Annotated in this window: 13 protein-coding genes; 4 read left to right on the top strand and 9 right to left on the bottom strand. The window is 37.4% G+C overall.

Translation table 11 applies throughout. From position 1 onward, the window contains the following. Nucleotides 1-135: 135 nt before the first annotated feature. The gene (locus tag ACQWU4_RS01800; protein WP_429934052.1) at nucleotides 136-1080 is read right to left on the bottom strand and encodes an aldo/keto reductase; all 945 of its coding nucleotides are present in this window, start codon (nucleotides 1078-1080) and stop codon (nucleotides 136-138) included. 219 nt (nucleotides 1081-1299) lie between these two features. Further along, nucleotides 1300-3105: a hypothetical protein gene (locus tag ACQWU4_RS01795; RefSeq protein ID WP_429934051.1), complete on the bottom strand. Its 1806-nt coding sequence runs from the start codon at nucleotides 3103-3105 to the stop codon at nucleotides 1300-1302. A 509-nt stretch (nucleotides 3106-3614) separates the two neighbouring features. Here ACQWU4_RS01795 and ACQWU4_RS01790 point away from each other — a divergent pair. Both ACQWU4_RS01790 and ACQWU4_RS01785 read left to right on the top strand, forming a co-directional pair. Next, complete coding sequence (locus tag ACQWU4_RS01790) at nucleotides 3615-4211, top strand: Crp/Fnr family transcriptional regulator (RefSeq protein WP_429934050.1); 597 nt, start codon at nucleotides 3615-3617, stop codon at nucleotides 4209-4211. A gap of 431 nt (nucleotides 4212-4642) precedes the next feature. Continuing rightward, nucleotides 4643-4987, top strand: a complete 345-nt coding sequence (locus tag ACQWU4_RS01785) for a mannan-binding lectin (protein ID WP_184159708.1) — start codon at nucleotides 4643-4645, stop codon at nucleotides 4985-4987. Between the two features lie 59 nt (nucleotides 4988-5046). Here ACQWU4_RS01785 and ACQWU4_RS01780 read toward each other — a convergent pair whose 3' ends face one another. Continuing rightward, on the bottom strand, nucleotides 5047-5829 hold the full coding sequence (locus ACQWU4_RS01780; protein WP_429934049.1) for an AraC family transcriptional regulator: 783 nt from the start codon (nucleotides 5827-5829) through the stop codon (nucleotides 5047-5049). 72 nt (nucleotides 5830-5901) lie between these two features. Here ACQWU4_RS01780 and ACQWU4_RS01775 point away from each other — a divergent pair, with 72 nt between their 5' ends. Then, nucleotides 5902-7107 (top strand): CynX/NimT family MFS transporter, encoded by a 1206-nt coding sequence (locus tag ACQWU4_RS01775; RefSeq protein WP_429934048.1) that lies wholly within the window; start codon nucleotides 5902-5904, stop codon nucleotides 7105-7107. 56 nt (nucleotides 7108-7163) lie between these two features. Here ACQWU4_RS01775 and ACQWU4_RS01770 read toward each other — a convergent pair whose 3' ends face one another. Next, nucleotides 7164-7934 (bottom strand): MBL fold metallo-hydrolase, encoded by a 771-nt coding sequence (locus tag ACQWU4_RS01770; RefSeq protein ID WP_429934047.1) that lies wholly within the window; start codon nucleotides 7932-7934, stop codon nucleotides 7164-7166. A 91-nt stretch (nucleotides 7935-8025) separates the two neighbouring features. Here ACQWU4_RS01770 and ACQWU4_RS01765 point away from each other — a divergent pair, with 91 nt between their 5' ends. After that, a complete protein-coding gene (locus ACQWU4_RS01765) occupies nucleotides 8026-8343 on the top strand; it encodes a winged helix-turn-helix transcriptional regulator (protein ID WP_429934046.1) in 318 nt (105 codons plus the stop codon). Here the strand turns inward: ACQWU4_RS01765 and bioA are convergent. From bioA to ACQWU4_RS01740, 5 genes are all read right to left on the bottom strand, one after another. Beyond that, a complete protein-coding gene (gene bioA, locus ACQWU4_RS01760; RefSeq protein WP_429934045.1) occupies nucleotides 8303-9607 on the bottom strand; it encodes an adenosylmethionine--8-amino-7-oxononanoate transaminase in 1305 nt (434 codons plus the stop codon). The genes ACQWU4_RS01765 and bioA overlap by 41 nt on opposite strands. Before the next feature lie 73 nt (nucleotides 9608-9680). Further along, a complete protein-coding gene (bioB, locus tag ACQWU4_RS01755; RefSeq protein WP_429934044.1) occupies nucleotides 9681-10673 on the bottom strand; it encodes a biotin synthase BioB in 993 nt (330 codons plus the stop codon). A gap of 2 nt (nucleotides 10674-10675) precedes the next feature. Next, nucleotides 10676-11290, bottom strand: coding sequence for a dethiobiotin synthase (gene bioD / locus ACQWU4_RS01750; RefSeq protein ID WP_429934043.1), 615 nt, complete (start codon nucleotides 11288-11290; stop codon nucleotides 10676-10678). A gap of 82 nt (nucleotides 11291-11372) precedes the next feature. Beyond that, complete coding sequence (locus tag ACQWU4_RS01745; RefSeq protein WP_429934042.1) at nucleotides 11373-12521, bottom strand: aminotransferase class I/II-fold pyridoxal phosphate-dependent enzyme; 1149 nt, start codon at nucleotides 12519-12521, stop codon at nucleotides 11373-11375. Continuing rightward, a complete protein-coding gene (locus tag ACQWU4_RS01740; protein ID WP_429934041.1) occupies nucleotides 12466-13089 on the bottom strand; it encodes a hypothetical protein in 624 nt (207 codons plus the stop codon). Before ACQWU4_RS01740 ends, ACQWU4_RS01745 begins: the two co-directional genes overlap by 56 nt. Nucleotides 13090-13148: the final 59 nt, after the last annotated feature.

The following is a 13148-nucleotide window of genomic DNA, read 5'->3' as shown; positions in this document are numbered from 1 at the left end:
TCCTGTCTTGCTTGAAAATCCGTGCAATCTGTATAAATCCGCGAGAGATTTATTAAGTACAGATCTATCATTTAAGGCATAAAAAATATCCGTTCAGCACCCCGAACAGATATTTTATCAATTAATAACCTGAAACTAGTTACTTGCCTGATTAAGCAATTCAATATCCTCCTGATCCAGAACCAGCTTTGGAGCTTTAAACAAAGTATCAAGCTGGGATGCACTCGTAGCGCTTACAATCGGTGCGGTGATTAAAGGATTGGCCAGAAGCCATGCCAGTGCGGCAGCTCCCTGTGTGGTCTGATACTTTTCGCTTACCTGATCCAACGCTTTCAGTACTTCAAGACCCTTTGGATTCAGATACTTTCTCACCCCCTCACCTCTCTGGCTTTTACCTAAATCAGCTTCTGTACGGTATTTCCCGGTGAGAAAACCTGCAGCCAATGACCAGTAAGGAAATACACTGAGATCAAACTCTTCTACAAGCGGAGCATAATTTTTTTCAAAATCTTCTCTTTCCATTAAATTGTAATGAGGCTGCAAAGCAACATATTTGGGAAGATTATATTTTTCTGAAGCTTCAAATGAGGCTTTCAACCGCTCCGGAGAAACATTGGAAGCTGCAATATAACGTACTTTTCCTGCTTTAATAATCTCATCATAAGCAGAAAGTGTTTCCTCTACCGGAGTAGTATTATCGTCATAATGGGTATAGTAAAGATCAATATAATCTGTCTGAAGTCGCTGCAGAGATTCATCCACAGATTTTAAAATATGCTTTTTGCTGATATCCAGATCGTGCTCTTTGGTTTGAGCTCCTACTTTGGTGGCCAGTACAATATCCTTACGGTTAGAGTGGTTTTTCATCCATTTTCCGAGAATTTCCTCAGACTGCCCTCCTTTTCCATTAACCCACCATGAATAAACATCTGCCGTATCAATAAAATTAAATCCGGCATCGGTAAACTGGTCTAATATATCAAAAGACTGCTTCTCGTCAAGTGTCCATCCGAAAATATTTCCTCCAAAATTGACAGGTGCTACCGATAAATCAGTATTTTTTATCTTTCTTTTTTCCATAAAAATAAATTGAATTAAGATTTTAGAAGTATCTAAGGTAAGGATTATGATGCAGGATTTCAGATTCAAAATAAGCATACTGCTTATAGTTATTATTAATGGAAAAGCATATTCTGTCTCACTTTTTTACATTTCTAAATATTTAATTGCCAAAGCCCGGAATAAAAAAAACAGCCTCCGCAATGAAGGCTGTTTTATCTATCAATTTAAAAAATAATGTTACTTTTCAACCTGAGGAATCTCGATGGCTGTAAGTATCAGTTTGTATTCCTGCAGCTGCAGTTCTATAGTTTTCAGGCTGTTTCTGAAAAATGTTGAAGTGTTGAACAGATTGTGATAATATTCGATACCTTCCAATACGTTCTTTTTGAATGCATTCCACTTTTTGGTTTGAGAACTGGTAATCTGTGATGAAGAATTGCTGATTTCTTTTTTAAGGTAATCAACATACATTTTCAGTTCATTGATGAACATATTCGGACGTTGATTGTCAGGAAGAATATTGGCATTCCCGTAAATATGTTTTACCATTTCGGAAAGGGAAACTTCCTTATCAAAAAAAGCAAGATTAGGTCCCGGACAGATGACCACTCCTTGTTTCTCTCCTTTTATTTCCAGATTCTGCTCCATATAGGCTGAGTTTACCAGTCCTACGCACAGACAGGCTTTATCTGTAATTTCAGTCTTTCTTTTATCAAATTCTTCAGCTATAAGTTCATGACCTGCCTGAAGCTCTTTCAGTTTAATATCCTGGTACTTTTTAGATGCTGTACAGGTTCCCTGTGGTGAAAACTCTTTGCTTAAAGCCAGCAATTTTTTCGGACATGAGCTGCCGTATTTCCCGGCGGCTTCTTTTTCGTATTTCAGGATTTCATTGGATGTCCCTTTTACTGTATTGAAAGGAACTCCCAAAGGCGAAATATTACTCAGGTAGAAATCCTGTTCCTTAGATTTTAAAAGTAGATTTCTGGTTTCGGTATCTACAGAAGTAGCTTCGGGAACGAGAAGGAATGGGGATCCCCAACCGACACTGTCTACATTATAGTTTTCAATCAGAAATTCGTGCTCTTCTGAAGTTCCTACTCCACCCTGAACTGTAATTTTCATTTCGAGAGGTTCAGAAACCATGTACTTTCCTTTTTGCTGTAAAGCTGTTATCATTAAAGCATGGGCAGACTGTATCAGATCGTTCTTTTTTTGCTTGAATTCCTCCATAATTGGCCCAAGAAGCATCCCTTCTGTAGCAAATGCATGTCCTCCGCAGTTCAGACCGGATTCTATCCTGTATTCCGAGATCCACAATCCTTTTTTAGCTAAAAAATTTCCCTGGATCATCGCTGAACGGAAATCACTTACCTTAAGGATGATTTTCTTTTTTAAAATACCGTTCTGATCAGGAAAAAAATCATCAAATTCTTCAATATAGCTGTATAAACGGGGATTCATTCCCGCAGAAAGTACCATTGAGGAAGATAATTTACTTTGTGCAAACCCACGCAAGGAAGCATGAGCATCATTGAAAATCACCGGAAGCTGTTCATTCTTTTTATAGTTGTCCTTATCGACTTTTGTCATGATATTGACATCAATGCTTCCCGGTTTCAGATTGGATTCAATAAAATTTTTAATGCTGGAACCCAAATTATCTTTTTGATGGATTAAATTCTGCAGACCGTCTTTCAGATCCGAAGTATTGGGCAGAATGGCTGCGAAATTCTTTAATGCTTCCTTATTTTTAGTGATTTCCAGTTTAAAAGCTTCAAATTTTTCATTTACGATATCATCTACCATATCGAGATAAGCTGTAATTCTTTTCGCCCTGTAATCCTCTGTTTTTGTTGAAATTCCTAAATAACCGAGATTAAATTTCCTGTTATAGAAGTTTTTCATTTTTTCAAGGATCTCATCATCAATAATGGAAATAACGGAAGATATTCCATATTGGGCAACACGGATAGGGCTGTCTATGGTATACGCCAGACCCATTACCGGAATATGGAAGTTGTGTAATGGTTTATGTGTCATTTTATTTTGATAAAAATTCTTTCGCTGAATGAATTAAAAATCCGGAAATGTTTTCCGTTGAAATGAATCGTATTTCCGTTCGGATTTTAACTACTTAAATTTATTATTAAAATATTAGTTATGCATTAAATAATATTTATAATATCAGAAATATGCCAAATATCATTCTTTTGCCATGTGCGGTACTGCAATTTTCTACTGAACACCTGAAATTATCCATTATTCCTCCTGAGTATATAAAGTAAAAACCTCTCAATGGAGAGGTTGAATGTAAAAACGTAATGTATTAATATATATGGATGTTAACTGATTTCAAAAATAAAAGAAATGATTAGTATATTTTATGACTGGAAGCATGTTGTCAGAAATCACAAGAATATGTTAAAAATATAATTTTTTAAAGTTTTATCGTGTTTTTGTGAAGTAATAATTATTTTTGAATAAAAAATTGAGAATTTCAAAGATGAAATTGATTTTTTTTCTAAACTCCAGAACTGTTATATGTGCTTATGATAATTAATGAAGAACTTTTATTTTCCTCCGGATCGGAACTGATCAGTTATGCAGCGGATGATATTATTTTCAGAGAAAATGATCAGCCTAAGTATTATTTCCAGATTAAAACCGGAACTGTGAAGATCAATAATTACCATGAGGATGGAAGGGAAATCATCCATAGCTTACCTTTTGACGGTCATTGTCTTGTAGAGAGCTCTCTGTTTATTGATAAGCCCTACCCTGTGAATGCAGTTGCGATGGGTAATTGTGAGATTATAAGGCTGGATAAAAATAAATTTTTGGAAATTATCGGAAGTTCACCGGATCTTCTTCTGAAGCTTTACAGCTATACATCCGAAAGAATGTATTACAGACACGTAATGCTGAACAACCTTTCCGCACCCGACCCGGGAACCAAGGTGAAGCGTGTAATGGACTGCTTTAAATCTTATAATCAATATACCGATAAATATTCCTATCAGTTTCCGTTCACCAGAAAACATTTGGCAGCTCTTACCGGTTTATGTGTAGAAACGGTTATAAGAGTTGTAAAAAAAATGGAAAAAGAAAAGACTGTGAAAATACAGAACGGTAAGATATTTTACTGATTATATTTTTTAATTGATTACTCGAAATTAATGTAATGTCTTCGCTGTAATGTTTACACTATTTAAATATGTACTATTTATTTTGATTTTATGATAATATATTGTAGAATAAAGCTTTGAAAATTTGAAAGAAATTACTATTCCTGCAATCCTTATTTTTAATTAGAATTAATAATTTTTTAATATTTGTGCTTATAGAATGTCGCGCATAATATAAATTTTGCTTATATTTGTGGATCGAAATAATTTTTTTTCATCATTTGTGTTTTTTTAAGGTCTCCTCTAGGGGACCTTTTTCTTTTACCAGCTTATGTTTCCTTAATTAAAGATTAGGTGAAAATACTGAATAATAAATTTGGTACTTTCTACGCTAGTTTATATCTCTTTAAAGTGACAACTTTGTAATGTTAAACAACTTAAAACATTACACCATGTCAACATTCAAAATCAACATTATTGCAGGTCCGCTTTGGAGCAATGATGAAGCACAAAAAATCGGAGGCCGTATTGCTGCGGCACATTTAGGAAAATTCACCGGACAATGGAGTACTATTGTCGAAGGTCAGATGAGCGTTATCGAAGTTGAGTACAATACACAACCAACCGGAAGTACAGAATATACTATGGACGTTTTGGCGGGGCCTATCTGGAGCAATGAAGATGCAAAAGAAATATGCCCTTCAATCTGTGCTTCTTACGGAGGTACATGGAACGGACAGTGGACTACAGTCGTTGAAGGCAAAATGAGCGTTTGCGGCTGTGTATTTAAGTTCTAGGAATATTTAAATTCAGCATAAATCTCCGGGATTGTCCCGGAGATTTTTCATGTACTTAATTATTGAGTCGTTTTGATAAAATCTGTCGGTCTGGACTGCATAACAGCCTGAAAACTCCTTGTAAAAGCCTGTACGCTTTTGTACCCTACTGCATAAGCTGTTTCCGAAACAGTAAGATTCCCTGAACTCAGAAGTTCCAGACTTTTAATGATCCTCAGTATCTGCTGGTATTTGCTCAGAGTGATTCCTGTTTCTTTTTTGAAGATACGTTCCAGTGTCCGTAAAGACAGCCTCGAAATTTCACTTAGGTCTTCCATTTTTATTTCCTCTTTATAATGATTGTGGAGGTATTCAATAGACAATGACAGCCGTTTGTCTTCGGGAAGACTGATGTGAAGCTTAAGCGAGTGCTCAACAAAACGGGGCAATTCATTAAAAAGGGCTTTTAAAAACAACATCTCATCAGGATCATCCAAAAGGTTTTTTGACCATCTTTCCGAATATTTGATCATCTCCTTTAAAATGGGAGGAACTGAAAATACATTGATTTCGTGATGAAAAACACTGTTTTCCTCAACATCAGCAAACATAATCATCAGCTTAATCTTTTCGGAATGTGAATTGGTCTTATGAATCGCTCCGGGAGGAATCCAGGCAGCGTGATTCTGTGGAAGCAGATAGATCTTCTCTTCCACGGTAATATACTGAAAACCGCTTTCCACATAAACCAGCTGGCCTTTTTCATGGGAATGGAGAATATCATCATGCCGCCAGTTTTCCTCAAACCATACAAAATAAGGTTTATTCAGTTCGTCGATAGAAATGGTATCGTGAGCAGTCATGTCGTTTAAGGTTAAAACTTTGGCAAAATTAAATAAAACTGCTGAATTAATTTTGCACCAAATATTTATGATATGATGAAGACAGAAACCAGAAAGAACGCTTCTTATGTTCTGATGATGATTAATGTACTGGTGGTGATCCTTGTATCCAGTAACCTGAGATCTCCGATTATTTCCGTTTCTCCGGTATTATCAGACATCCGGAATTCCCTGAACCTGGATAGCTTTCAGGTAAGTCTGCTTACCTCTATTCCACTTTTTATGTTCGCAACCTGTTCTGTACTGGTCAGCAGGTTTTCCCATAAATTCAGCATCAGCAGGTTTTTAATGTATTCCTTGATCATTTTGAGTTTTGGACTCTTTCTGCGGATTACAGGATCTCTTTGGATGCTGTTTGCAGGTTCGGTTTTTATCGGGCTTGGAATCTGCATCGGAAATGTGGTGACACCGGGATATATTAAAAATAATTTTCCCGGGCAGATCGGCCTGATGACTGGGATTTTTGCAGTTTCCATGAATCTTACTGCTGCATTAGCTTCGGGTTTCAGTGTGAAAATTGGAGAATGGACGGGATTCGGGTGGCGTGGTTCACTGGGAATCTGGCTGGTGATTGCAGGACTGGGCCTGTTTGTTCTGATTTTAGAATTGATATTCAATAAAAAGAATCCTGATCAGAAAAAAGCGGCATTAAGTGTTTCGGATTTTAATATGTTCAAATCTGCACAGGCATGGAATATCAGTGTTTTTATGGGATTACAATCTTTATTTTATTATTGTATGATGGCCTGGCTGCCTTCATTCCTTACCGATTATAATATGCATGGTGAAAGCACCGGCTGGGTGCTATTTGTTATTCAGATCACCATGATTCCTATTACTTTCTGTGCACCGATCATTGCTGGTAAAATGAAAGACCAGAGAATCCTGATTGTTTTTATCTGTACTTTAATGTTTGCAAGTACTATGATGTTTGCATGGCTTCATTCTGAATGGATTTATATTAATGCCATGATTATTGGTGTTTCTAACGGTCTGTCTTTCAGTTTATCCATCCTCTTCTTTTCAACAAGAACAAAAAACAGTGCCAATGCCGTAAAAATATCAGGAATGGCACAGTCCGTAGGTTATCTTATTGCAGCTTTCGGGCCTCCTGTCTTTGGAAAACTGCATGATTGGGACACTTCCTGGAAAAGCTCTTTTTACTTTCTGAGTTTTGCCGTCATTCTGATGTTCTATTTTGGAATGAAGGCTGCCAGAAATAAATATGTTGAAGATTAAAAATAAAAAAGGCTGTACTTTCATATGATACAGCCTTTTTTATTCATAGATTTCTATTAAGATTTACTAAAAGAGTATTCCATACCGTCCTTCAAAATCAAGCATCTTTCTTCCAGATTGTTTTTATTGATTCTATCCTGGATAAATGCACGGTCTTCTTTGCAATGGCTCACAGCTTCAAGGTGGGTTACCAAAACAGTGGTATCAGGTGCATATTCACAAAGTTTGATAATATCTTCACTCGTCATGATTATAGGATCACCTACCACAAAAGTAGCTGCACCACCTGCAACCACAATATGCTGAGGCTTGTATTGATCAATTTCATTGGCAATTCCTTCATACCAGATACTGTCGCCGACAATATAAATAGCTTCATTTTCTGCCTTAAAGACAAATCCGTTTACCACACCCATTTTTTCACCTATTTCTCCAGTGCCGTGGCGTCCTTCGGTAATGGAAATATTGATATTCTCCCAAAGGATATGGTCTTTAACAGAAATAATGTTCGTAAATCCTGCCTGAGCAATTTGTTCTGCAATAATTCCGGAACAGATCACAGGAATGTTTTTATCCAAAAGCTCAATAGCCTTTTCGTCCCAATGATCGGGATGAAGATGGGTTACAACTACTGCATCTATTGCTGATAATTTAAGTTTCAACTCTTCTTCATTAAAAGGGAGATCTACCAAAGGGTTTGATAAATCGTTATCCGTCATTGGAAATTGTCCCAAAGAACCTTTTGCTCCGAGCATGGGATCAATTAAAATATTCTTTCCTCCGGTTTGGAGCAGCAATGTGGCGTTACGCCATAATTGTAGTTTCATTTTGCTTATGTTTGTACTGCAAAACTACAGGGTAATTAAGTTTAAATAATGGAAGGTTACCAAAAGGTTAACCATAAATATTTTATCAGGGATGAATTTTGAAGAATTTAAACATTGCGGTCTGAGAAAGAGCCTGGATATTCTTTCCGGAAAATGGAAACCGCTGATCTTTCACAATCTTTTTGAAGAAGATCAGGTCCGTTTTATAGAACTATGGCGCAGTATGCCCAGAGTTTCAAAGAAAGTACTTTCGGAGCAGCTTAAACAGTTGGAGGAAAATCATATGATTGAACGGATTGAAATCTATAATTTTCCTCCGGAGGTTTATTATAAACTCACTGATAAAGCACGGAAGTTACTGCCGATTCTTAATCAGCTGCATGAATGGGGAAATGATCTTGATTCCTAAAAGCATTTAATACTTCAAGAATATTCTGATAAATAAAATCCAGCTCTTCCGAAGTAATACAATAAGGCGGCACTAAATACATCACATTTCCTAGCGGACGCATAATGATCCCGCGTTGTAGGAATGCGTCATACAGAACTCTCCCTATTTCATTAAAATAAGATGTATTCTGATCCGTTTTGTATTCAAAAGCAAGAATAGTTCCGGTCTGGCGTACATTTTCAACATTCGGATGTCTGGATAGAATTTTAATAAAATCTGAATGCTGATTACTGATACGGTCAATGGCATTTAATGTTTCTTTCTGCAATAAAAGCTCCATACTTGCCAATGCAGCAGTACAGGCTAACGGATTAGCTGTAAAGGAATGCCCGTGAAACAGTGTTTTATATTTGTCATCAGATAAAAAAGCATTGAAAATTTCCTCAGAGCAGGTTGTAATTCCCATCGGCATGGTTCCGCCTGTGAGCCCTTTGGAAAAGCACATAATATCCGGACTTTCCGTTAAATGATCTGCTGCAAACAGTTTTCCTGTTCTTCCGAAGCCTGTGAATACTTCGTCCTGTATCATCAGGATTTCTTTGCTTCTGCAGAATTTCATCAGCTCATCCAGATGTTCAGCTTTATACATCAGCATTCCGGCTGCACCCTGTACTAAAGGTTCGTAGATAAAACAGGCTGTTTCTTCTGCAAGATCTTTAATCTGATTTTTTAAGCTTTCCAGGTTTTCAGCATTGGGGGTATCAATAAATACCACTTCGAACAGCATGCTTCCGAATGGTTTTGTCCAGACACTTCTGCCACTTACAGACATCGCCCCGAAAGTATCCCCATGATAGGCATTTTTGAAAGCCAGAATTTTAGTTTTATCTTTTCCGGTATTATAAGCATACTGAACACACATTTTCAGTGCAGCCTCTACCGCAGTTGAGCCATTATCCGAATAAAAAATTTTTTTCTGGTTACCTGGAAGCAGTTTCAGAAGGTTTTCCGAAAGCCGGACAGCCGGTTCATGCGTAAATCCTGCAAAAATTACCTGTTCCAAAGTATTCAGCTGCTGAAATACCTTTTCTGCAATATAAGAATGTGCATGACCATGCAGGGTTACCCACCACGATGAAACGGCATCGATATACCTTTTTCCTTCATCATCATATAGATAAACGCCTTTTCCTTTTACAACAGGTATGGAGTCTCCGGCTGTTTTCATCTGGGTATAAGGATGCCAGTTGACTGCTTTATCCCTGTTTTTTAAATTATGCATATTCTAATAAATTAGAGATTAGCATTGAAATAAAAGACAGAATATTTACAATTAGAGTCCAAAAATTCATGTTTTATATTTTACAGGTTGCCTTTACTTCTGATTTCATTGGCTTTAACCCTAAGGTTTCCAGCATCTGCATATCTTCGGAAACTCCCGGATTAGGGGTCACTAAAAGGGTTTCTCTTTCTCCTGTGAAAATAGAATTGGCACCGGCCATAAAACACCACGCCTGTTCTGTTTCATTCATTTCGATACGTCCCGCACTCAATCTGACCATTGAAGATGGCATTACAATTCTTGCGGTAGCAATCATTCTCACCATTTCCCAGGTATCCACTTTTTCATTGTCTTCAAGCGGAGTTCCTGCCACTCTTGCCAAGGCATTAATGGGAACAGATTCCGGATGTTTTGGCATTGTGGCCAAGGTCAGAAGCATTGAAATTCTGTCTCTGTGTGTTTCACCAAGACCGATGATTCCTCCTGAACATACCGTTATTCCCGCTTTTCTTACATTATTGATTGTATTGATCCTGTTATCGAATGTCCGGGTTGAAATAATCTCTTCATAATACTGCTCAGAAGTGTCCAGGTTATGATTATAGGCATATAAACCTGCTTCCTGAAGGCGGATAGCCTGTTCTTCTGTAAGCATTCCTAAGGTACAGCATACTTCCAGTCCCAGTTCGTTCACACCTTTTACCATGTCAATAACCCTGTCAAAATCGCGGTTATTCCTCACCTCACGCCATGCTGCAGCCATACAGAAACGGGATGAACCGCTGTCTTTGGCTTTTTGGGCATGGGCAATAACTGTTTCGGTCGGAAGTAACGCCTGTACTTTGATGTTGGTGTGGTAACGGGCAGCCTGTCCACAGTACGAGCAGTCTTCGGGGCATCCTCCTGTTTTGATTGATAATAAGGTTGAGATCTGCACTTCTTCCGGATTGTGCCATTCACGGTGAACCGTTGCTGCTTTATAGATCAGTTCCAGAAGCGGCAGGTGATAAATTTCTTCTATTTCTTCTTTTGTCCAGTTGTTTCTGATGGTTGTTTTTTTGTCCATTATCATAAATTTGCTTTTGTTAGTTGTTCTGTTGAAGCTTTAATGCTTTCTTTTGAAGGAATATCTATTTCAGGAATTCTGATGATTCCGGTTTCTTCTTTAATAAAACCCAGAATTACTCTTTCTGTATCCGGAGGAAAAGTTCCGTTAAGAATCAGATATTTCAGTTTGAGCTTTCTTTGTTTTAATGCCATGATGGAAAGTAAACTGTGATTGATGCATCCCAAATAATTTCTGACAACTAATGCTACAGGAAGATCAAGTTTTTCTATAAGATCAATCATAAAAACATCATCCGAAAGAGGGACCATAAGCCCTCCTGCTCCTTCTACGATAAGTCTGTTTGCTGTTTTGGGTAATTCAAAATCGTTGAGGTTAATTTGTATATTTTCTTCTTTGGCAGATTGATGTGGTGATGCAGCCAGTTTAAGACTATAGGTCTCCGGATGACATACTGTATTTTCTGTCCATGACGTTATCTTATGACTGTCTGTATAATCAAGATCACCAGATTGGACGGGTTTCCAGTAATCTGCCTTAAAATATTGTATTAAAACAGCTGAACAGACTGTTTTTCCTACTTCGGTACCTATTCCGGTGATAAATAATTGGTTCATTTGGATTATGAGTTACGTGATTCGGGTTTTAAACCAAAATGATATGTGTTTGATTATCAGTGTTTTTTTATTGATGTTTGATTTAAATAAATTCTTTAATAATTCTCGTGAGTGTTACAGTTTCTTCTTCAGTATTAAAGCTGTGAAGACATATCCTGAGCCTTTCTGTTCCTGTTTTTACAGTGGGACTGTAGACAGGATAAGTCAGGAAATTATGGTCAGATAAAGTTTGCTGTAGATTTCTTAATTGCTGATTGTCCGGAATCAGTATCGCCTGTATTGGACTTGTTTCTGCAGAAGGTGTTTCTATGTTCTGGTTTCTGAACGTCTTAATGTTCTGTTGAAGCTTCTTTAAGTGTTCCGGTTTTTGTTTTAAAAATTCATAGCCGGTTTTTATAGAAACCCATAGAAAATCCTGTGCTGCTGTGGTATAGATAAAAGGAGATGCAAAATTTACTAAATAGGATTTCACTGTTTCATTGCAGAGAATTGCTGCTCCATGTGATCCCAGAGCTTTTCCATAAGTCATTACAGCTGCAAAAACCTCGTTCTGAAGTTGATACTTATGAATCAGTCCATATCCGAAAACACCAAAAGCATGGGCTTCATCAACAATCAACGCTGCATTGTATTTTTTTACTAATGCAGTAATTTCCTGAATGGGAGCAATATCCCCATCCATTGAATACAGACTTTCTATCGCAACATAACACGGTCCGGTTTGTTTTTTCAGAATATTTTCCAAATCTTCAGGATCATTATGCCTGAATTTTAACTTTTTTGCATGAGACATTCTGCACGCATCATGAACAGAACGATGAATCTGTTCATCAACAATAATGGTGTCATGACGATCAGCCAATGAGGAAAATAAAGCCAGGTTTGCATTGTAGCCGGAAGAGAAAAGCAAAGCTGCAGGATATTGATGCTGCTCTGCAATATAGTTTTCCGTTTCAGATACTGTATTACTGTTTCCGCTGATCAGTCTTGAACCGGAACTGCCTGAAAGAATCTTTGGATTTTCCTGTATCTGCCTTAAAAGAAGATGTTGAAATTCCTCATTCCCTGCCAAGCCAAGATAATCGTTGGAGTAAAAATCAATACCTGCTGATTTTGGCTTTAAGGTTCTTAATATTCCTTCTTCTTTTCTTTTGTCAAGAGCGTTCTGAAATTTCTTAAGCATAATCAGGCTGTGATACTTCATTTGTAATGGCATTGATCCACTGGTCATGAAGTTCTTTTTCTATAATCAGGATATTGTCTGCATGCTGCTGCCAGTCCCCGGAAAATTCATTCAACTGGCTGATCATTTCTTCAAGATGTCCTTCTTCTTCCAGAATAATAGATTTTACCATAATTTTTGAAGACTCTTTGGTGAGAATATCCTGATAAACCGGATACAGTTCATCTGCCCGAACTTCAATGGCATAAGTTACAAAGAGATAGGCTGCATATTTCAGTTCTTCTTTATCCAGATTGAAAGCATTTTGAAGGTATCTGCAGGCTTTTACATCCAGGGAATGAAGGTACTGACGGGTAGCAACCGGGGCCAGAAGTTCTTCTGCTTTATAGGTTTTGCACAATTCAGGATCTATTTTTCCGATCTGTTTTTTTAGGTAGTAAGCATGGCGGTGTTCTTCGGCGGCGTGTTTCAGCTGGATCAGAGAAACTGAAACAGGATGCTCACATTTTGAAATTTTTCTGGCACCCGCATTTTCCATGAATGAAAGGGTATTCAGCCATTTGGCGTGTGTTGTACTATGTTGTACAATTCTTTCAAGCAGTTGATGAAATTCCATAGATTTTTATTTTGAACCAAAATTAGTATATTGCCGGACTGTTAAAAGGTGCCAGTTTT

The organism is Chryseobacterium sp. MIQD13, assembly GCF_050496705.1.
Classification (GTDB): domain Bacteria; phylum Bacteroidota; class Bacteroidia; order Flavobacteriales; family Weeksellaceae; genus Chryseobacterium.
The sequence above is the reverse complement of the archived record's forward strand: the minus strand, read 5'-3'. Positions and strand labels throughout refer to the sequence as shown.

Bases quoted from the DNA above. Each gene is read 5' to 3' on its own strand.
- ACQWU4_RS01775 (WP_429934048.1), top strand. From the start codon at position 5,902: ATGATGAAGACAGAAACCAGAAAGAACGCTTCTTATGTTCTGATGATG.
- ACQWU4_RS01740 (WP_429934041.1), bottom strand. From the start codon at position 13,089: ATGGAATTTCATCAACTGCTTGAAAGAATTGTACAACATAGTACAACA.
- ACQWU4_RS01765 (WP_429934046.1), top strand. From the start codon at position 8,026: ATGAATTTTGAAGAATTTAAACATTGCGGTCTGAGAAAGAGCCTGGAT.
- ACQWU4_RS01785 (WP_184159708.1), top strand. From the start codon at position 4,643: ATGTCAACATTCAAAATCAACATTATTGCAGGTCCGCTTTGGAGCAAT.
- ACQWU4_RS01770 (WP_429934047.1), bottom strand. From the start codon at position 7,934: ATGAAACTACAATTATGGCGTAACGCCACATTGCTGCTCCAAACCGGA.
- bioA (WP_429934045.1), bottom strand. From the start codon at position 9,607: ATGCATAATTTAAAAAACAGGGATAAAGCAGTCAACTGGCATCCTTAT.
- ACQWU4_RS01745 (WP_429934042.1), bottom strand. From the start codon at position 12,521: ATGACCAGTGGATCAATGCCATTACAAATGAAGTATCACAGCCTGATT.
- bioD (WP_429934043.1), bottom strand. From the start codon at position 11,290: ATGAACCAATTATTTATCACCGGAATAGGTACCGAAGTAGGAAAAACA.
- ACQWU4_RS01790 (WP_429934050.1), top strand. From the start codon at position 3,615: ATGATAATTAATGAAGAACTTTTATTTTCCTCCGGATCGGAACTGATC.
- bioB (WP_429934044.1), bottom strand. From the start codon at position 10,673: ATGGACAAAAAAACAACCATCAGAAACAACTGGACAAAAGAAGAAATA.
- ACQWU4_RS01795 (WP_429934051.1), bottom strand. From the start codon at position 3,105: ATGACACATAAACCATTACACAACTTCCATATTCCGGTAATGGGTCTG.
- ACQWU4_RS01780 (WP_429934049.1), bottom strand. From the start codon at position 5,829: ATGACTGCTCACGATACCATTTCTATCGACGAACTGAATAAACCTTAT.
- ACQWU4_RS01800 (WP_429934052.1), bottom strand. From the start codon at position 1,080: ATGGAAAAAAGAAAGATAAAAAATACTGATTTATCGGTAGCACCTGTC.